This is a genomic window from bacterium (genome assembly GCA_019637795.1).
Classification (GTDB): domain Bacteria; phylum Desulfobacterota; class Binatia; order HRBIN30; family CADEER01; genus JAHBUY01.
The window spans coordinates 1-19,673 of sequence record JAHBUY010000008.1 but is presented as its reverse complement, the minus strand read 5'-3'; the positions used below and the strand labels follow the sequence as shown (position 1 = coordinate 19,673).

Annotated in this window: 16 protein-coding genes; 10 read left to right on the top strand and 6 right to left on the bottom strand. The window is 72.1% G+C overall.

Translation table 11 applies throughout. From position 1 onward, the window contains the following. Positions 1–25: 25 nt before the first annotated feature. Positions 26–1,423, top strand: a complete 1,398-nt coding sequence (gene lpdA / locus KF840_23615; GenBank protein MBX3027893.1) for a dihydrolipoyl dehydrogenase — start codon at positions 26–28, stop codon at positions 1,421–1,423. A gap of 114 nt (positions 1,424–1,537) precedes the next feature. Here lpdA and KF840_23610 read toward each other — a convergent pair whose 3' ends face one another. Further along, entirely contained in the window at positions 1,538–1,948 is a 411-nt protein-coding gene (locus KF840_23610) for a hypothetical protein (GenBank protein MBX3027892.1), read from the bottom strand. A gap of 288 nt (positions 1,949–2,236) precedes the next feature. Here KF840_23610 and KF840_23605 point away from each other — a divergent pair, with 288 nt between their 5' ends. From KF840_23605 to KF840_23590, 4 genes are all read left to right on the top strand, one after another. Further along, a complete protein-coding gene (locus KF840_23605) occupies positions 2,237–3,448 on the top strand; it encodes a CoA transferase (protein ID MBX3027891.1) in 1,212 nt (403 codons plus the stop codon). 97 nt (positions 3,449–3,545) lie between these two features. Continuing rightward, a complete protein-coding gene (locus KF840_23600; protein ID MBX3027890.1) occupies positions 3,546–5,039 on the top strand; it encodes an acetyl-CoA acetyltransferase in 1,494 nt (497 codons plus the stop codon). A gap of 110 nt (positions 5,040–5,149) precedes the next feature. After that, on the top strand, positions 5,150–5,782 hold the full coding sequence (locus KF840_23595; GenBank protein MBX3027889.1) for a peroxiredoxin: 633 nt from the start codon (positions 5,150–5,152) through the stop codon (positions 5,780–5,782). A 69-nt stretch (positions 5,783–5,851) separates the two neighbouring features. Continuing rightward, positions 5,852–7,060 carry a CoA transferase gene (locus KF840_23590; protein MBX3027888.1) on the top strand — a complete coding sequence of 403 codons (1,209 nt, stop codon included), beginning with the start codon at positions 5,852–5,854 and terminating at the stop codon, positions 7,058–7,060. 71 nt (positions 7,061–7,131) lie between these two features. Here the strand turns inward: KF840_23590 and KF840_23585 are convergent, their stop codons facing one another. Both KF840_23585 and KF840_23580 read right to left on the bottom strand, forming a co-directional pair. Next, on the bottom strand, positions 7,132–8,445 hold the full coding sequence (locus KF840_23585; GenBank protein MBX3027887.1) for an aminopeptidase P N-terminal domain-containing protein: 1,314 nt from the start codon (positions 8,443–8,445) through the stop codon (positions 7,132–7,134). A gap of 2 nt (positions 8,446–8,447) precedes the next feature. After that, positions 8,448–9,209 carry a slipin family protein gene (locus KF840_23580; GenBank protein ID MBX3027886.1) on the bottom strand — a complete coding sequence of 254 codons (762 nt, stop codon included), beginning with the start codon at positions 9,207–9,209 and terminating at the stop codon, positions 8,448–8,450. 87 nt (positions 9,210–9,296) lie between these two features. Here KF840_23580 and KF840_23575 point away from each other — a divergent pair, with 87 nt between their 5' ends. Beyond that, entirely contained in the window at positions 9,297–9,821 is a 525-nt protein-coding gene (locus KF840_23575; GenBank protein ID MBX3027885.1) for a hypothetical protein, read from the top strand. Between the two features lie 110 nt (positions 9,822–9,931). On the opposite strand, the gene KF840_23570 is transcribed toward KF840_23575, so the two are convergent. Beyond that, positions 9,932–11,665, bottom strand: a complete 1,734-nt coding sequence (locus tag KF840_23570) for a thiamine pyrophosphate-binding protein (GenBank protein MBX3027884.1) — start codon at positions 11,663–11,665, stop codon at positions 9,932–9,934. Positions 11,666–11,772: 107 nt separating this feature from the next. Between KF840_23570 and KF840_23565 the strand changes: the two genes are divergently transcribed. Then, positions 11,773–14,007 (top strand): PAS domain S-box protein, encoded by a 2,235-nt coding sequence (locus tag KF840_23565; GenBank protein MBX3027883.1) that lies wholly within the window; start codon positions 11,773–11,775, stop codon positions 14,005–14,007. 212 nt (positions 14,008–14,219) lie between these two features. Here KF840_23565 and KF840_23560 read toward each other — a convergent pair whose 3' ends face one another. Then, positions 14,220–15,380: a hypothetical protein gene (locus tag KF840_23560; protein ID MBX3027882.1), complete on the bottom strand. Its 1,161-nt coding sequence runs from the start codon at positions 15,378–15,380 to the stop codon at positions 14,220–14,222. Between the two features lie 101 nt (positions 15,381–15,481). Here KF840_23560 and KF840_23555 point away from each other — a divergent pair, with 101 nt between their 5' ends. The 3 genes from KF840_23555 (at position 15,482) to KF840_23545 (ending at position 17,543) form a co-directional block, all read left to right on the top strand. Beyond that, positions 15,482–15,784, top strand: a complete 303-nt coding sequence (locus KF840_23555; protein ID MBX3027881.1) for a hypothetical protein — start codon at positions 15,482–15,484, stop codon at positions 15,782–15,784. Between the two features lie 90 nt (positions 15,785–15,874). Then, positions 15,875–16,651, top strand: a complete 777-nt coding sequence (locus KF840_23550; protein MBX3027880.1) for a cyclase family protein — start codon at positions 15,875–15,877, stop codon at positions 16,649–16,651. A gap of 49 nt (positions 16,652–16,700) precedes the next feature. After that, the gene (locus KF840_23545) at positions 16,701–17,543 is read left to right on the top strand and encodes a hypothetical protein (GenBank protein MBX3027879.1); all 843 of its coding nucleotides are present in this window, start codon (positions 16,701–16,703) and stop codon (positions 17,541–17,543) included. 17 nt (positions 17,544–17,560) lie between these two features. Here KF840_23545 and KF840_23540 read toward each other — a convergent pair whose 3' ends face one another. Beyond that, on the bottom strand, positions 17,561–19,564 hold the full coding sequence (locus tag KF840_23540; protein ID MBX3027878.1) for a glycosyltransferase family 39 protein: 2,004 nt from the start codon (positions 19,562–19,564) through the stop codon (positions 17,561–17,563). Positions 19,565–19,673: the final 109 nt, after the last annotated feature.

The window sequence follows — 19,673 nt, the reverse complement described above, 5'->3', positions numbered from 1 at the left end:
CGCCGGCGCGCCTGGGAACCAGACCATGTCCGACACCTCCTACGATCTCGTCGTCATCGGCTCCGGACCGGGCGGCTACATCGCCGCCATCCGCGCCGCGCAACTCGGGATGCGCGTCGCCTGCGTCGAGAAGGACAGCAGCCTCGGCGGCACCTGCCTCAACATCGGCTGCATTCCCAGCAAGGCGCTGCTCGATTCGAGCGAGCGCTACCACCAGGCGACGCACGACCTCGCGGCGCACGGCATCCAGATCGGCGCGCTCTCACTGGACCTGGCGCGCATGCAGCAGCGCAAGCAGACCGTGGTCAAGGCGCTGACCAAGGGCGTCGCCGGACTGTTCCGCAAGCACAAGATCGCCAGCATCACCGGCACCGGACGGATCGCGCCGGGACTGCGGGTCGAGATCAGCGGCGACGATCCGCAGACGCTCGCCGCCGGCAGGATCCTCATCGCCACCGGCAGTGCCCCCGTGGAGCTGCGCGCCGCGCCGTTCGACGGCACCCGCATCATCTCCTCGACCGAGGCGCTGTCGCTGCGCGAGATCCCGAAGCGCCTGCTGGTGATCGGCGGCGGCGCCATCGGCCTCGAGCTCGGCTCGGTGTGGTCGCGCCTCGGCGCCGAGGTGGTCGTGGTGGAGCTCCTCGACCGCCTGGTCCCCGGCGCCGACAGGCAGATGGCGGGTCTGCTCCAACGGTCGCTCGAGAAACAGGGACTCAAGTTCCGGCTCAGCACCACGCTGCAGCAGGCGGTGGCGGATGCCGACGGTGTCCGCGCCCAGCTCACCGGCGCCAACGGCAGCAGCGAGGAACGCGCCGACGTCCTGCTGGTGGCGGTCGGCCGCCGGCCGTACACCGAGGGCCTCGGGCTGGCGGACGTCGGCATCGGGCTCGACGAGCGCGGCCGCATTCCGGTCGACGCCAACTTCGCCACCAGCGTCCCCGGCATCTATGCGATCGGCGATGTCATCCCCGGACCGATGCTGGCGCACAAGGCCGAAGACGAAGGCGTCGCCGCGGTCGAAACGATGGCCGGGCTCGCTGGCCACGTGAACTACGATGCCATCCCGAACGTCGTCTACACGGCACCCGAGCTGGCCAGCGTCGGCCTCAGCGAAGAGGACGCCGCGCAGCGTCAACTGACGGTGAAGACCGGCTCGTTCCCATACGTCGCGAACGGCCGCGCCCGCTGCATGGGGGAGACCGACGGCGCCGTGAAGGTGATCGCCGACGCTGCGACCGATCGCGTGCTCGGCATCCACATCCTCGGGCCGCATGCCTCCGACGTCATCGCCGAAGCGGCGCTGGCGATCGAGTTCTCGGCCAGCGCCGAGGACATCGGCCGCACCGTGCACGCCCACCCGACACTCGCCGAGGCGCTCAAGGAAGCGGCGCTGGCGGTCGACGGCCGGCCACTGAACATCTGACGCTCCAGGAGCGTGGGCCCGCCTGTCGGGCGCGCTCCCAGAAACGGAAAAAGGCGGGGCACGGGGCCCCGCCTTCGACCGCGGAGGAGCGGGGCCGAAGCCCCGCCGCATCGTTCACGCCGCTTCGACGATCTCCTCCGGCATCGGGAACTCGTCGCTCGGCGCTGGCGCCATCGCCCCCAGAAGCTGCTGGCGCACGGCATCCGGTACCATGCCCAGCAACTCACAGAGGTTCACGAACGAATACGGCCATCCGCGCTCGTTCGACGCCACCCAATCATAGGCTTCCCAGTACAGGCGCTGCTGGCGGCGCCGAGTGGCGAAGCGGAACTTCTGCAGATCGAACACCGCCTCCCACAACACGGCCAACGCCAGGGCTCGCTCGGGCGAAATCGCCCGCGAGCGATACCAGATATCGGCGAACTGGGACGGAAGCGCCGTCTCGGGAACGAGCACGTCGTCCGACACACCCGACCACATCTGCGGCACGCCACGCCCACCGACTGCTGCTGCTCGCTTGCTCATAAGTCGCCTTCCTTGACCTCCAGGCTTGAACAACTGTTCACTTATCATAGACAGTCGAGGTCCACAATTGATTCGAGGCCACGACCGTGGGAAGCGAAAAAAATTACGAGTCGCACCGGGGCCGGTCGCCGACGCGCCTTGCCTCGCATTCGTGCCTCCAGTCAAAAGCGTAACCACTCCAGTAGTTTGGGCACGCGATGCGGATAGGATTTCGACTCTCTTTCCGGTCCCGGTTGGCAGGCTGCGGTGGTGCCATGCTACGAGCGCGGCGCAGCCGGGGAGGATTCGATGCAGCGCGTGCTCGAGGGGATACGGGTCATCGAGGTTGCCCAATGGTGGTTCGTGCCCGCCGCCGGCGCCGTGCTGGCGGACTGGGGTGCCGAGGTCGTGAAGGTCGAACATCCCGAGACCGGCGATCCGATGCGGGGTCTGATCTCGTCCGGCCTGATACCGGGGGCTGGAAAGGTCAATTTCATGGTCGAGCAGCCGAACCGCGGCAAGCGCGGCATCGGGATCGACCTCGCCAACCCGCAGGGCCGCGAGCTGCTCGACAAGCTGGTGGCAACGGCCGACGTCTTCCTCACCAGCTTCCTCCCGGCGGCGCGCCGGAAGCTGAGGATCGACGCCGACGACATCCGTGCCGTGAACCCGCGGATCATCTACGCCCGCGGCCACGGCCAGGGGGTGCGCGGACCGGATGCCGAACGCGGCGGCTATGATGCCGCCTCGTTCTGGTGCCGCGGCGGCATCTGCGACGCCCTGACGCCCGCCGCGGCGGACGCGCCGGTGATGCAGCGGGCGGCGTTCGGCGACTCCACCGGTGGGCTCGCGCTGGCCGGCGGGATCGCCGCCGCGCTGTTTCGCCGCGAGCGGAGCGGGGAGGGATCGGTGGTCGACCTCTCCCTGCTCGGCACCGCGATGTGGCTGCTGGCGCCGGACATCATCGCGGGCGCGCTTTCGACCAGCGCCGTGCCGCAGTTCGGCCGCGCCGACGCGCCGAATCCGATCGTCAACAGCTACCGCACCAAGGACGGCCGCTGGCTCTTCCTCAACATGCTCCAACCCGACCGCTTCTGGCCCGACCTGTGTCGCCGCATCGGCCACCCCGAGCTGATCGAGGACGAGCGGTTCAAGGACGGCATGTCGCGCTTCATGAACCGCAGCGAGTGCGTCAGCCGGCTGGATGCGATCTTCGCCCAGCGCACGCTCGAGGAATGGCGCGCCGCCCTCGCCGACGCCGAGGGTGTCTGGGCGGCGATGCAGAAGGCGAGCGAGATCCCGGCGGACCCGCAGACCGCCGCCAACGGCTATCTGCTGTCGGTCGAGCACGCCGACGGCTCGACGTTCCCGCTGGTCGCCAATCCGCTCCAGTTCGACGAGGCCCCGCCCACCGTCAGCCGCGCCCCGGACCTCGGCCAGCACACCGAGGAGCTGCTGCTCGAGCTGGGCCTGAGCTGGGAGGACATCGCGCGCTTCAAGGAAGCCGGCGCCATCTCCTGACGCCGCCGGGGGCGCGGCGCTCGAGCGTCCGCGGCCGAGACGCGCCGTGGGCGGGACGTCTGTAGCGATCGCCCGGGATCTGTGGTTTCAGAGCCGGATGACCGCACGCCAGCCGATCGTCATCGGAGTCGGACAGCTCACCAACCGCGTCAGCGAGCCGGCGCAGGTGATGGAACCGCTCGCCATGATGGAGGAGGTGGCGCGGCGCGCCGCCGCCGACGCCGGCATCGGCGACCGCCTGCGCGAGGTCGACGAGCTGACGGTGATCAACATCATCTCCCGCGCCTACGCCGACCCGGCCGGATTCCTGGCCGAACGCCTCGACCTCGCCCCGCGCCAGCGCTGGTACACGGCCATCGGCGGCAACTCGCCGCAGTGGCGGGTGAACGAAACGGCGGCGCGCATCGCCCGCGGCGAGGTGCGCCTGGCGCTCATCGCCGGCGCCGAGGCGGTGGGCGGCCTGCAGATGGCGCGCAAGGCCGGCGTCAAGCTCGCCTGGGCGGCCGAGGGCAGCCCGGCGACCGTGGGCGAATCGCGCTGGGGCAACAACGAGGCCGAGCAGCAGCACCACGCGATGATGCCGACCTCGGTCTACCCGCTGTTCGAGAATGCCCTGCGCGCCCACCGCGGCTGGAGCATCGCCCGCCATCGCGACCATCTCGGCAGCCTCTGCGCCCGCCTCGCGGCAGTCGCCAAGGACAATCCCAACGCCTGGTTCCGCGACGGCAAGAGCGCGGCGGAAATCACCACCGTCACCGACGCCAACCGCATCATCGCCTGGCCCTACCCGAAGTACATGAACGCGATCATCGCCGTCGACCAGGCGGCGGCGCTGCTGCTCACGGACACCGAGACGGCGCGCGAGCTCGGCGTCCCGGAGGAGCGCTGGGTGTACGTCGTCGGCTGCGGCGACGCGACCGACCACTGGTACATCAGCGACCGGGTCAACTTCTGGAGCTCGCCGGCGATCCGCACCGCCGGCGCGCAGGCGCTGGCGCAGGCGCGGCTGTCGATCGACCAGATCGACCTGTTCGATCTCTACAGTTGTTTCCCCTGCGCGGTGCAGATCGCGGCCGACATGCTGGGCATCGGCCTCGACGACCCGCGGCCGTTGACGGTCACCGGCGCCCTGCCCTACCACGGTGGCCCCGGCAACAACTACGTCACCCACTCCGTCGCCACGATGGTCGACCGCCTGCGCGGCGCGCCCGGCCGCCGCGGCCTGGTCACCGGCGTCGGCTGGTACCTCACCAAGCACGCGGTCGGCATCTACCAGAGCAGTCCGCCGTCGCACGCCTTCGAACGCATCGATCCGGCCAGCTATCAACGCCGCGTCGACGCCGAGCCGCATCCCGAGCTGGCGCTCGCCGCGGACGGCCCGGCGACGGTCGAGACGTACACCGTCACCCACGACCGCGACGGCAACCCGGCGCTCGGCATCATCGTCGCCCGCCTCGCCGACGGCCGCCGCTGCTGGGCCAACCTCACCGATGCCGACGTCCTCGCCCGCATCGAGCGCGAGGAGCTCATCGGCGTCCGCGGTCAGGTGCGGCACCATTCCCCGACGCACACCAACGTCTTCGAACCCTAGACCGGGCCGGGCGCGGTCGGACGCCGCGCGCAGCGCGTCGCCGGTTGACAACCCGCCGCCGGGGGAGTGATCTACCCGCTCAACCGCACCGTGACAGAAGGGAGGATCGCATGGCGATTCGTTTGGGCGACGTCGCGCCGGACTTCACGGCGCAGACCACGCAGGGCCCGATCGCGTTCCACCAGTGGATCGGCGACGACTGGGCGGTGCTCTTCTCGCACCCCAAGGACTTCACCCCCGTGTGCACCACCGAGCTCGGCGAAGCGGCGCGCCTCAAGCCGGAATTCGACCGGCGCCACGTCAAGATCATCGGCCTCAGCGTCGATCCCGCCGACTCGCACGCCAGGTGGGCCAACGACATCGCGGAGACGCAGGGCCAGGCGCTGAACTTCCCGGTCATCGCCGACGCCGACCGCAAAGTGTCGGACCTCTACGACATGATCCATCCGAACGCGAACGACACCCTGACGGTGCGCTCGGTGTTCATCATCGACCCGAAGAAGAAGGTGCGCCTCATCCTCACCTACCCCGCGAGCACCGGCCGGAACTTCGACGAGCTGCTGCGGGTCATCGACTCGCTGCAGCTCACCGACAAGCACAGCGTCGCGACGCCGGTGAACTGGAAACACGGCCAGGACGTCATCATCGTCCCATCGCTCTCCGACGCCGACGCGAAGGCCAAGTTTCCCGGCGGCTGGAAGACCCTGAAGCCGTATCTCCGCGTCGTCCCGCAACCCAAGTGATCGTGTGCGTCGAGCGGCGGCGCGGTCCCCACCGCGCCGCCGACTGACGCCCGCACCGCGCGAGGTCCCATGCAGATTCTGGACGGCATCCGCCTCATCGAGGTCGCCGACTGGGGCTTCGTGCCCTCGGCCGGCACCGTGCTCAGCGACTGGGGCGCCGAGATCATCAAGATCGAGCACCCGGTGCGCGGCGACCCGATGCGCGGCCTGGTGACCTCCGGCCTGGTGCCCGGCGCTCGCGGCGTCAACTTCTTCGTCGAGCACCTGAGCCGCAACAAGCGCAGCGTCGGCCTCGATCTCAACCGCCCCGCGGGCCGGGCCGTGCTCGACCGCCTGGTGCAGAACGCCGACATCTTTCTGACCAACTTCCTGCCCGAGGCGCGACAGCGGCTGCGCATCACCTACGAGGACCTCCGGGCCGTCAACCCGCGCCTCATCTACGCCAAGGGCCACGGCCAGGGACAGCGCGGACCGGACGCCAACCGCGGCGGCTACGACGGCTGCTCGTTCTGGGCCCGCGGCGGCGTCGCCGACCGTCTGACGACGCCCGGCCAGCCGCTGGTTCAGCAACGGCCGGCGTTCGGCGACTTCACCGGCGGCATGTTCCTCGCCGGCGGCATCGCCGGCGCGCTCTACCACCGCGAGCGGACCGGCGAGGGCCTCGAGGTGGACGTCTCGCTGCTCGGCAATGCGGCGTGGATCATGGCGCCGGACATCGTCGCCGCCATGACCTACGGCTTCGAGCTGCCGCCGAGCGGCACCATGAGCGCGCCCAACCCCCTCGTCCACACCTACTTCGCGGCGGACGGCAAGGGCGTCGTGCTCATGATGCTGCAGAGCGAACGCTTCTGGCCGCTCGCCGCCAGCGCCCTCGGCTGCGAGGCGCTGCTCGCCGATCCGCGCTTCGACACCGCTGAACAGCGCCGCGCCGAAGCCGCCGCGCTGGTCGCCGAGCTGAGCGCGCTCTTCGCCACCCGGCCGCGTCACGAGTGGGCCGAACGCCTCAACGCCTCGGAGTGCATCTGGGCGCCGTTGCAGTCGCCGGCCGAGATCCCCACCGACCCGCAGGTGATCGCCAACGGCTACGTCCAGGAGTTCGATCACCCGACGCAGGGCCGCTTCCGCGTCACCGCCAGCCCGGTGCAGTTCAACAACGAAGCGCCGCCGGTCCGCCACGCGGCGCGCGAGCTGGGCGCCGACACCGAGACGACGCTGCTCGAGCTCGGCTACGACTGGGAGGAGATCGCCGCGCTCAAGGAAGCCGAGGCGATCTGCTGAGCACGGGACCGCCGCTACGCACGCGGCGAGCGGTTCACGCCGCCGGCTCCGAAGCGCCGCCGCGCCCGCGCTCACGTGCCGGCGGCCCGCAGCTCCTCGATCTCGGCGATCCCCTTCGGCACCGCCGCGGTCAGCACCTCGCAGCCGTCGGGCGTCACCAGGACGTCGTCCTCGATGCGGACGCCGATGCCGTGCCACTCCGGCGCCACGTCCTCGAGAAAGTCGGCGATGTACAGCCCCGGTTCGACGGTCAGCACCATGCCGGGCTCGAGGACGCGGGCGCCGTCGCCGCGCTTGTAGAGGCCGACGTCGTGCACGTCCATTCCCAGCCAGTGGCTGGTGCGGTGCATGTAGAGCGGCTTGTAGCGCTCCTTCTCGATCATCTCGTCGGCGCTGCCGGCGAGGATGCCGAGTGACAGCATCCCCTCCACCAGCACCCGCACCGCCTCGCGATGCGGCTCGTCGAAGCGCGCACCGGGTCGCACGGCGGCGATCGCCGCCCGCTGCGCGGCGAGGACCAGCGCGTAGACGTCGCGCTGGCGGCCGGCGAAGCGGGGCCCGGTCGGGAAGGTGCGCGTGATGTCGGCGCAGTAGAAGTCGTACTCGGCGCCGGCGTCGATCAGCAACAGCTCGTCGGCGGCGAGCTGCCGGTCGTTGGTCGTGTAGTGGAGAATCGTCGCGTTGGCGCCGCTGGCGACGATCGAGGGATAGGCGGGCCCGGCCGCGCCGCGGCGGCGGAAGTCGTACTCGATCAGCGCCTCGATCTCGTACTCCCAGCCGCCCGGCCGCGCCGCGCGCATCGCCGCGACGTGCGCCTCGGCGGAGATCGCCGCCGCGCGCCGCATGGCCGCCAGCTCCTCCGGGCCCTTGAACAGCCGCATCTCGTGCACCGGCTCGGCGGCGTCGAGGAGCCCCAACGCGCCGCTGCCGCTGCGCTGCCGGCCGGCGCGCCCGTGGGCGACCCAGCGCAGCGCGCGCTGCGCGAATGCCTCGTCGCCGTCGAGAGGGCAGAACAGCCGATCGCGCTCGCCGACCCACCGCGGCAGGTGCTGCTCGAGCTCCTCGATCGGGTACGCCTTGTCGGCCCCGTACTCGATCATCGCCCCCTCGACCCCCGCCCGGCGGCCGGTCCACGTCTCGCGCTCGCGATCGCGCGGCCGCACGAACAGCACGTACTCGTGATCCGGGTGCCCCGGCTGCAGGACGCACACCGCCCCCGGCTCGCCGAAGCCGGTGAGGTAGTGGAAATCGCTCTGCTGGCGGTAGCGGTACTCGACGTCGTTCGACCGCGTGCGCTCCGGCGCCGCCGGGAAGATGGCGAGGGCGCCGTCGCCGAGCGTCGCCAGCAGCCGCCGGCGACGCGCGGCGAAGACCGCGGCGTCCACCCTCAGCTCCGCGGCGGGGTGCCGCCGCCGAGCGCGCGCAGCACGTCGACCGGCAGCGGCATCACGATGGTGTGATTCTTCTCGGTGCCGATCTGCGCCAGCGTCTGCAGGGTGCGCAGGGTCATCGTCATGGGCTGGGACTCCATCACCTGCGCCGCCTCGCCGAGGCGCGCCGCGGCCTGGAACTCGCCCTCGGCGCTGATCACCTTGGCGCGGCGCAGGCGCTCGGCCTCCGCCTGACGGGCCATGGCGCGCTGCAGCTCGACCGGCAGGTCGATGTGCTTGATCTCGACCATCATCACCTTGATGCCCCACGGCTCGGTGCTGGTGTCGATGATCTCCTGCAGCTTCTCGTTCAGCCGGTCGCGCGACGCCAGCAGCTCGTCGAGCTGCGCCTGGCCGCAGACGCTGCGCAGGGTGGTCTGCGCCAACTGCGAGGTGGCGTAGAGGTAGTTCTGCACCTCGACCACCGCGCGCGAGGGATCGATGACGCGGAAGTACAGGACCGCGCTCACCTTCACCGACACGTTGTCGCGCGTGATCACGTCCTGCGACGGCACGTCGAGGGTGATGGTTCGCAGATCGAGCTTGTACATCTGCTCGATCATCGGAACCACGTAGATGATGCCGGGACCGCGCGCCTCGACCAGCCGGCCGAGCCGCAACACGACCGCGCGCTCGTACTCGCGCACGACCTTGATGCCGGCGAACAGGAACATGCCGCCGACCAGCACGGCGGTGCCGAGGAACCCGAGACCGAACATGCCTGTTCGTCTACCACACCGCTGGAAGTGGGGGAACGTTCGGCGCGCGTGGCATCGGGCGCCGAGACCGGCTAGCTGGTGAGGGTCATGGCGGCCCCCGGCATCGCGCGGCGAGACCGAATCGCCGCCGTCCTCCTGGTGCTGCTGATCACCGGCATCGGCGGCGCGCTGGCGGCTCGACGCGCCATCCTCGACGACGGGACCGAGCCGGCGCCCGATGCCCGGCAGCAGCGCGACGCCGTGCTGTTCGACCGCTTCGCGGCCCGGCGCGAGCGCAGCGAGGAGGGGGAACGCCTGAGCGTCTCGCTGCGCCTGCGCACCAGCGCCAGCGTCAGCCTGCCCTGCTACGTCTTCGTGGTCGCCCGCGCCGAGCAGGCGACGCCGCGCCTCTGGGCGGCCTGGCCGCCGGAGGCCGAGGGCGCCGCCATCAGCACCGGCGGCCACTTCCACGGCGCCAGACCCGATGCCGGCTTCGCCCTCACCCTCAGCGACGCCTGGCAGCGCATCACCGCCACCGTGCCCGAGCCGGCGCGCGCCGACTTCGATACCGTGATCGTCTACGTCGTCGACCCCGCCGGGCGCATCCTGCTGGCCCGGCCGTTCAAGGTGTGACCCGACCCCGGCGTCGGCCCTCATCCATCCGGCGCCAGGGCACCGACGCTCCCCGGTACCTATTGGCGGCGCGGTCGCTGCCTCTTCGTGTTCCGATCATCGCCCCGCGGTCACACCCTGGTCGATCCCAGCAGGTTGCCGCCCAGGCCGGGGTGCCCGACGCGCTTGTCGCCGATGACGTTGACCAGCGAGGCGACCCCGGAGTCGAAGGCGCGGCGCAGCGCCGGCTCGAGCTGCTCGGCGGCGGTGACGTGCTCGGCATGGCAGCCCATGACGCGGAACATCTCGTCGTAGCGAAGGCCTTCGAGCATGTTGAACGGGTCGGTGCGGCCCTTGAGCAGCGGCATCTCCTCGAAGCTCGGGCCCCAGGAGCTGTTGTTCCAGAGCACGGTATGGATCGGCAGCCGGTAGCGCAGCGCGGTCTCGATGTCCCAGCCGCCGATGCCGAGGCCGCCATCGCCGCTCACCACCACGATCTGCCTGCCCGGCCGCGCCAACTGGGCGCCGATCGCCATGCCGATGCCGTGCCCGACCGGAGCCAGCGGGCCGGCGTCGATCACCTGGCCGGCGAAGCGCGCCGGCAGCCACTGCGTCACCCAGCCGCTCATGGTGAAGGAGTCGAGGATCACCGTCGCGTCGGGCGCGATGCTGGCGCACAGGGCGCGCGCCAGACAGTCCGGATGCAGGGGCGCGCCGCCGCGGTGGCCGCGTTCGCGTTCGTCCAGCAGACGGTCGAAACTGGCGCGCACCGTCGCCACCTCCTCGCGCCAGGCGGCGGCGCCGACCGGACCGGCGGCGCGGCGGCGCGCCGCGTCGCAGAGCTGGCGCAGCACCAGGCGCGGATCGCCGAGCAGCGCCACCGTCGCCGGCACCTGCCAGCCGAGGCGCGCCGGCGTGGCGTCGATCTGGAGGATCGCCGCCGACTCGTTCCAGGTCGGCGCCGCGCCGAAGTGCTCGCCGCTCCAGAAGCGGAAGCCGACCGCGAGGACGACGTCGGCCCGCGCCGTGAACGGCTTCTTCCACGGCCCGCGCACCGCCAGCGGGTGGGTCTCGGGCAGCGCCCCCTGCGCCGCGCGGCGGGCGTAGGTGGGGATCTGCAGCAGCTCGGCGAGCTGGCGCAGCTCGGCAGCGGCGTCCGACCAGAAGACGCCGTCGCCGGCGGCGAGCAACGGCCGCTCGGCGGCGAGCAGTACGTCGAGGGCCTGCTCGACCAGGGCCGGGTCCGCCTGGGCGCGCAGCGCCGCCGGATCCCAGCCGGCGGCGCCGCGCCGCTGCCGGGCGCGGTCGCCCTGGTGGTACAACACGTTGGCCGGGATCTCGACCATCGCCACCCCCTGCGGGGCGCTGCGGGCGTCGCGCAGCGCCTGGCGCAGGTCAAAGCCGATGCGCTCCCAATCGAGCACCCGCGTCGTGGTCTTGGCGAACGACGCGCAGAGCGCGACGCCATAGGCCTCCTGGAACGAGCCGATCCCGTCCTCGGTGGTCGGATGCTGGCCGGCGATGCAGACCACCGCCGAGCCGGCGAGCGCGGCGCCCGCCAGGCCGGTGATGGCGTTGGTCAAGCCGCAGCCGGCGGTCACGCAACACGCGCCCACCCGCCCGGAGGCGCGGGCATACGCGTCGGCGGCATACGCACACGCCTGCTCATGTCGCATGTGCACCAGCATGATGTCGTTGGCGCGCAGCGCTCCCAGGATGGGGAAGGTGTGGCCGCCGTTGATCGCGAACAGATGACGCACGCCGGCGGCGCGCAGCGTCTCGGCGACGACCGCGCCGCCATCGCACAGCGTCCCGCCCTGGTCGCGCGCTCCGTGCAGGGATGCCTCCCAGCTCATCTCCGGCATCGACGCCTCCCTCCGTGGCAGCGCTTACCGCGCCCGCGCACCGCGCGACAAGGACGCCTGATTTGTTGTTTGCCTGACACATTCGAGCAGCTAGGATACCGCGCGCGATGGCGACGGAGACGGCGACGGAGCGCATCGGGTCCCCCGCGCCCTCCTATGCCGCGCACCGACAGCGCGCCGTCGCGGCGAGCTTCGCGGCGGGCATCGCGGTGATCATGGCGCTCACCGCCGCCTATGCCGCGGTCGATCTGCTGCGCACGCCGAACGCCTGGGATGCGCTCACCTACGGCGCCGAGCTGCTGATCCCGCCGCTCGCCCTGCTGCTGGCGCGCGGGCCGGCGCGGCGGCACGTCGAGGGCGTCGTGCTCGCCGCCGACGCGCTCTTCACCCTGCTGCTCGCCGGGCGGCTCCTGATTCCCACCACCACGGTCTCCGGCACGGCGCTGTTCCTGGTGCTGAAGCTGGTCGCCACCGCCCTGCTCTTCCCCTGGCATCCGCTGTTCCAGTACGCCTCGGCGGCGGCGACGATGCTGGCGTACTACCTCGCGATGCTGATCAGCGGCCGCGACTTCACCGACAGCCACCAGCTCGTCGGCCCGCTGCTCGGCGCGGTGCTCGGCTGCGTCGGCGCCACCCTGGGCGATCGCACCCGGCGCCGCGGCTGGCGGCAGAGCGTCGCCCTCGCCGCCTCCGACCAGCAGACGCGCGCGCTGCTCGAATCGGAGCGCATCCTGGTCGCCATCGCGCGCGAGATCAGCGTCCTCAGCGACCTGCCGACGGCGCTGGACCGCATCAACAGCCTCACCGCGACGGCGCTGCAGTGCGATTTCTCGACCACGCTGCTCATCGACCCGCAGCGCCGCCATGCCGCCGTCACCGCCAGCAGCGCCTCGGATCCCGCGCTCCGCGCCCAGTTGCTCGCCATCCAGACGCCGCTCGACACCCCGCTGATGCGCGAGGTCCTGGCCGGGCGCTCGGTGCTGATCAACGATCCGGACACGCAACCGTGGCTGCCGCCCGCCGATCTGGCCCGCGATCGGGTGCAACGCATGGCGCTGACGCCGATCGTCGCCAAGGGCAGCGTCGTCGGCCTGCTGGTGGTCACCCGCAGCCGGCCCGACGCGCCGCACTTCGACGAGCGCCCCCTGGCGCTGCTCAAGGCGATCGCCGCCCACGCCGCGATCGCGATCGAGAACGCGCGCCTGTTCGACGGACTGGCGGCGTCGGAGGCCAGCTATCGCGATCTCTTCGAGCGCGCCACCGACCTCATCTTCGTGATCGACGAGCACGGCGGCATCCGCTTCGCCAACCAGGCGGCGATCGACTTCGTCGGCATCGCGCCCGACGCGATCACCGACATGCGCTGGCACCAGTTCGTCACCACCGAATCGCGCCGGCTCGTCCAACGCCGGGTCGACCTCGCCCGCCAGCGCCACCGGGAGTCGGAGCGCGCCTTCGAGGTCGAGGTCTGCCCGAGCGGCCGGCCGCCGGCGACCCTCGAGGTGCGCGCCCGGCGCATCAGCCCGAGCGGCCAGCCGCGCGTCTACCAGTGCATCGCGCGCGACGTCACCGAGCGCCGCCAGCACGAGCGCGAGAGCGAGCAACTGCTGCACCGCCTGCGCGAGGCCAACCGCCTGCAGGCCGAGTTCGTCGCCAACATGTCGCACGAGCTGCGCACGCCGCTGAACGTGATCATCGGCTATGCCGACCTGCTGGCCGACGAGCCCAACCTGCCGCGCGACGGCGACGCGCCGCTGTTCCTCGACCGCATCGCCTCCGCCGGCCGCGCCCTCCACCGGCTGGTCGAGAGCGTGCTCGAGTACGCTCGCCTCGACCGCGGCCGCAGCGTCGTCATCCCCCGCCGCTTCCCGGCGGCGGCGCTGCTGAACGAGCTGCGCGAGCTCGGCGCCGACCTGCGCGGCAGCGCCGACATCGCGGTGCGCGTCCAGGCCGACGCCGACCTCGTCTTCTACACCGACTACGACCGCCTGTATTCGATCCTCAGCAACCTGCTGCTCAACGCCATCAAGTTCACCAGCCAGGGCGAGGTCGTGCTGGCGGTGCAGCAGGTGGACTTCGCCGCCGAGTTCATCGTTCGCGATACCGGCATCGGCATCGACCGCGAGGAGCTGGCGCACGTGTTCGAGCCGTTCCGCCAGGTCGACGGCTCGCCGACCCGCTCCTTCGGCGGCGTCGGCCTCGGCCTGGCGATCGTGCGGCGCAACACCGAATTGCTGCGCGGCACGGTGGAGGCCGAAAGCGTCGTCGGCGTCGGCTCGACCTTCCGCGTCCGCGTCCCGCTGATCTTCGGCGACGCCGGACTCGAATCGAGCGCCGCCTAGCAACGCACCCAGGAACGAACCGCGCAGCGTTCACGGGGCGCGGCGGCGCCTCTTCCGCGCCCCCCGGTGACCGGTGGTATGGGGTCTGTTGCGGTCAGGCGCTCGGCGTTGGGGGCCGGAAGGTCCGCGCCCCCAACGCCCAACGGCCCAGCAGCGTAACGGCCCGCCGCCCGGCAGAACCCGGCGGCCGATCGCCGCCGGCACGCCCCCCGTCAGCGGATCAGGGCCTGCACGGCGGCGGGCATCGCGTCGGCGACGCGCACGATCGGGATGCCCGTCTGGGTGTTCTGATGCATCTCGCGCACCGCGCGCGGCAGCTCCGCGAAGGGGTAGATCTCCTCGTGCACCGTCGGCTTGTAGACGTTGCCGTACAGATCGGTGCAGGCGTTGCAGCCGTCGATGGTGTCGTAGTGCGTGTGGTCGAGGGTGATCTGCTTCACCGACATGGCGGCCGAGTCGTAGGTGATCTTCTTGTCGAGCTGCCAACCGGCGCTGACGTTCACCCCCTGGCGCGCCGCCGCGGCGATGCCCGCCGCGAACACCGGGCCGCGCAGCATGTCGCAGACGACGTGCATGCCGACGCCGCCGGTGAGCGCCTTCACGTCCTTGGCGAACCCCTTGACGCCATCGGCGGACGCGAAGCGGTCGTATTTCTTCTGGTCGATCGGCGTGATGCCGAGCTGCTCGAGGTGGGCGCGGCGCGCCGGGCTGCCGGAGCAGAAGTAGGCGCGGTGCCCCTCCGCCACCGCCTGCATGAGGAACAGCTCCGAGACGCCGCCGCCGAAGCCGAGCACGTTGAGTCGCGCCAGCTTCTCGCGCGTCACCTTGAGTCGGAAGATGTCGTGGCCGCGCCGCCACAGGTGGTAGGCCGTGGGAGCGCGCAGCGGCAGCGCGGCGATCTCCCACAGCGACAGGCCGCAGGCGAGCGGCGCCGGCACGAGCTGCCAATCGCCGACCACCGCCTCCTCCCCGTACCACCCGATGGATTCCGGCTGGTCGTAGGCCCAGATGCGCATCGGGTAGCCGTAGATGTCGGGCTCGCCATTGCAGTGGGTGACCACGACGTCGCCCGGCTTGAAGCGCGTCACCTGGTCGCCCACGGCCGTGACCTCGCCCACCGCGCTGTTGCCGGGGTAGATCTTGCCGCCCCGGAGCTCGGCGATGTTCACGGTGTCGGCCAGCACGGCATGGTCGATGTTGTGCTCGAGCGAGACCGCGAGGATGCGCAACCGCACGTCGCGCGGCCCGACCGGCCGCAGCGCGACCTCGTCGAGCGCGATGACGCGCGCGGCGTCGAAGCGCTCGAGATCGTCGTTGACGCGTTTGCGCTCGGCGGCGATCGCCGCCGCGGTGATGGCATAGGCTCTGGGCATGGCTCTCCTCCTGCGGCGGCGGAACCTATCGGAGAGCGTCGGGGCCTTCAACAACGGTAGCCAGTCGCGCCGGGCGCGGGCGCCGCATAGGATGCGGCGCCATGGGCAGCCTGCTCGGCCTTGCCGCGTTGATCGCCGCGATCGCCGTCGCCCTGCGCGCCCTGCGCCGCCGGGCGGCGGAGCGGGCGCAGCCGGGCCGCAGCCCGGAGCGGGCGATCGCCATCCACGACTACGGCGAGATGGACTTCGCCATCGGGCTGCAGACCTGCCCGTGCGGCGGCCGCTACGCGTTGCGCGGCGAGGGGCCGGACGCGACGCCGCGCCTCCGCGTCGCCCACCTCGCGTGTCGCCGCTGCGAACGCGAGGTCGCGCTCTATTTCGACGTCAGCCAGGTTCTGCACTGAACGCGGCGGTTCGCGACGCCTTCGCTACCGCGTGGACGGCTGCTGGTTTCGACTCGCGTGGCGAGTCTGGTAGACAGCAAGATGTCCCCGATGCGTGCCCTCCGCCTTCTTTCCATCGTCCTCGCCCTGGCCGGCTGCCAGCAGGAGCGGACGATTCCGATGCCGCGTGAGATCGTCGACCTCTCGCCGGCGATCACGCCCGACCTGAACATCCAGCGGCTCGGCTCCCGCACCCTCGCCTTTCTCGCCACCGATGGCCGCATCCGCTCGACGCCGATCGTACCGTCCGACCCCTCGTTCACCTGGGGCATGCGGACGATCGAGATCCTGAGCCACACCGGGGCACACCTCGACGCGCCGTCGCGCCTGCTGCGCGGCGGCGAGACGCCGGCGCGGGTCGATCTGAGCGACCTCTACGGACCGGCGCGGGTCATCGACCTGCGCTGGCACAACCGCCACACGCCGATCCAGATCACCGACCTCGAGCTCAAGCCGATCAACGAGGGCGAGATCGTCATTCTGCTGATCGGCTACGAACCCCCGGCGGCCGGCGAGTGGCCGCGCTATGCCCCGCTGTCGGCGCAGGCGGTCGAGTACCTGACGGCGAAGAAGATCCGCGCCCTGGCGACCGACCTCCCCGCGATCGTCCGTTTCGACGACATCGAGAGCCGCATGAACCGGGCCCAGCCGCCGGAGGAGGTATGGGCGGAATACCTGCCGCTCTTCCAGGCGGGCATTCCGATCATCGCCGGCCTGGTGAACCTCGACGCCATCGTCAAGGAGCCGAACGTCGTCTTCGTCGGCTTTCCGCTGGCGCTGCCGATCGCCGACGGCGCGCCGGTGCGCGCCGCGGCCCTCGTCTACTGATGCCGCGCCTTGTCAGTCGGATGGGCCGCGACCTATAGGCCGGACGACGATGGGCGTGCGACAGGCGGTGGGCGTCGCGTTGGTCAGCGCGGCAGCGGTGGTCGGCGCCGACCTGTTCATGCACTCGTCGCTGCTGCGCGTCCTGCGGCCGCAGGTGCTGGCGCCGGCCGACGGCGCCATCGTCAGCGGCCCGGTCACGGTGAGCTGGGAAGGACCGCAACCGATGCTGGCGGTGCTCAACGGCAACGGCCAGCGGATCGACCTCGGCCGGCGCGAGAGCCCGTTCGAGATCGACCCGTCGCGATTCCCCCGCCCCGGCCAGTACTCGCTCGAGCTGACGGACCCGCGCTTCGGCACCCTGATCTCCGTCGATCGGCGGTTCATGGTCCGGCGCGCGACCGCTCCGCGGGTCACCGCCGCGGCCGAACCGGCGCCGGCCGGCGAGACCCCGCCGACGCCGAACGCCGACGTCACCGGCCTGATGGCCGAACGCGATCGCATGCGCGTCGACCTGGCCGGGCTGCAGACCGAGGTCGATACGCTGAAGCAGCAGCTCGCCGGGAGCAACGAGGAACGCGACGCGGTCCAGGCCGATGCCGATGCCCGTCTCGCCGGCGCGCAGGTCGAGCAGGACGCGCTGGCGCGCGAGCACCTGCAGGCGCTCGGCGAGAACCAGTTCCTTCGCCAGCGCCTGCAGAGCATCCCGCCCTGCCTGGTCTGGGGCTACATGGCCGTGCCGCGTCCGCAGACCGTGCCGCCGAGCCGCTTCGTGCTGGTGAGCAATCGCAGCGGCGACGTCTTCCGCACCGAGGCCCAGTGCGTCGCGACGCGGCGCGCCGACCCGACCGGGGTCTCGCCCTGCGTCTGCGTCGGCGTCGTCTGGAACGGCTGACGCCCGCCGCCGGCCGGTCAATGCGTGGCCGGCCGGGCCGGGCAGCGCACCAGGCGGGCCGTCGGCGCCTCTTGCAGCCGCTCGCAGCCGGACAGCGCGGCCGCGACCCGCGGCAGGAGGAAGGCGTCGCGCTCGATCACCAGCAGCGGCCCCTCGGCGCGCAAGGCGTCGAGCCGCGCCACCGCCGCGCTCTCGCTGTCGGCGTCGAGCGCGTGCACGAGCACGAGGGCGTCGAGGCGCTTGCTCGGCGAGGCGTCGACCGAGCGCCAGGCGATGGAACGCCCCTCGAGGCGCGCCAGGTAGTACGCCAGCAGGGTCTTGTCGTAGTGCGCCACGGTGACCACCCGCCGCTCCGGGCGGGCGGCGATGAGCTGCGCGAAGCGCGGCATGAACGCGTCGGCGTCCGGCAGGTAGAGCGAGCGCGCGCCGCCCAGCCGCGGCGCCGAGGACAGCGCGATCACCGCCACCAAGGCGAGCTGCCACGCCCGGCGCCAGCGCACCGCCGCGGGGTCGCCAACCAGCGCGAGCACGACGCAGGCGAGCGGCAGGACGGCGGTCGCGTAGTAGGCCTGCACGCGAGCGATCGGCGACAGGGCGGCGATGCCGGCGACCACGGCGAGCGTGCCGGCGACGCCGGTGACGACCGCCCGATCGCGGCGCGCGATCCCCGCCACCGCCGCGCCGCCGACCAGGAGCAGGAACGGCCAGCCGAACGCCTCGACCGCCAGGCGACCGATGTCGCCCAGCATCTGCAGCGTCGTGTGCTGCCCCCAGGCCAGGCCGGGGAAGGCGCGGGCGACATCGCGCGCCCCCCAGTCGCGCCACAGCGTCGCGGCGCCGAGCAGCAGCGCCGGCGCGCCGAGCAGCACGCCGGCCGCGAGCCCGGCGGCGACGCGGCGCGCCGGCCGCGCGGCGACCAGCACGGCGGCGTGGGCGGCGACCAGGAACGGCGCCAGGTAGTAGGTCCACAGCGCCAGGCCGTGGAACACGGCGACGGCGGCGAGTCGACCGGCGGTGGGAGCGGCCAGGGCCGCCACCAGCGAGGCGGCGGCTCCGAGAACCAGGACGGCGAACAAGGGCAGCTCGCTCACCTCGCGCGAGGCGGCGATCAGCGGCGGCGAGACGGTCACCGCCAGGGCCGCGATCGCCGCCGCGGCGCCGACGCGGCGGCGCATGGCACGCGTCGCCAGCAGGATCGCCGGTCCGAGCAGCGCGCCGGCACACACCGCCGGCAGGCGGCCAACCGCCTCGGACTGGCCGAGCTGCTGGGCGGCGTGGAGGAGGAAGAAGTAGAGCGGCGGATGCCGGTCCTCGAGACCGACACCGGTGGCGATGTCGGACAGCGACGAGTGGCCGGTGAACATCCGCTGCACGTCCTGATCGCGGACGAACGGCAGATCGAGGGACGGCGCGCGCAGCGCCAGGCCGAGCGCCAGCAGGACGAGCCCCGCGGCGGCCACGCCGTGGCGCGCGGAGAGCAGCGTCAGCAGCGCCAGCGCCAGCGCGGCGCCGACCAGCGCGCCCCGCCAACCGGCGAGGCGATCGAGCACCCGTGACACCAGCGGCGGCGGCGGCTCAGCGGCGAGCGGGATGTCGTCCACCGCCGCGAAGCCGGTGTCGTTGTCGGCCACCGCCGCCGCCAGGGCCTGGGTGACCGCGCTCGAGTCCTCGGGCGACGCCGGCATGGTGGCCCCCGGCGGCGGCACCTCCCAGGCGATCCCGAAGCTGCGCGTTTCCAGGACGCCCGACCACTGGCCGCGGTCGACGATGTGCACCTCGACCCGCCCGGCGGGACCGCTCGGGCCCGCCGCACGCCGCGCGACGAAGACCACGTCGTGGGCGGCGCCGCGGCGCGGCGGCGACAACACGTACCCGCGCGTCACCTCCTGGCCGACGGCATAGGGCGCGATCAACTCCTCCCACGACCGCGGCGGCGCCGGCGCCGCCGCCGGCACCAGCAGCAGCCCGCCGCCCGCCAGCAGCGCGATCGCCGCGACCAGCCGAGCCAGCTCCGACCTCATACGACGCCGCACCTGTGCTGCTTCGGACGGCGGGTTGCAAACCACCGACGCCCGCGGCCGGAGCCGTGCAGCGTTCCGAGGCGGGCGGTGCTCCTGGCCCCGGGCTAGC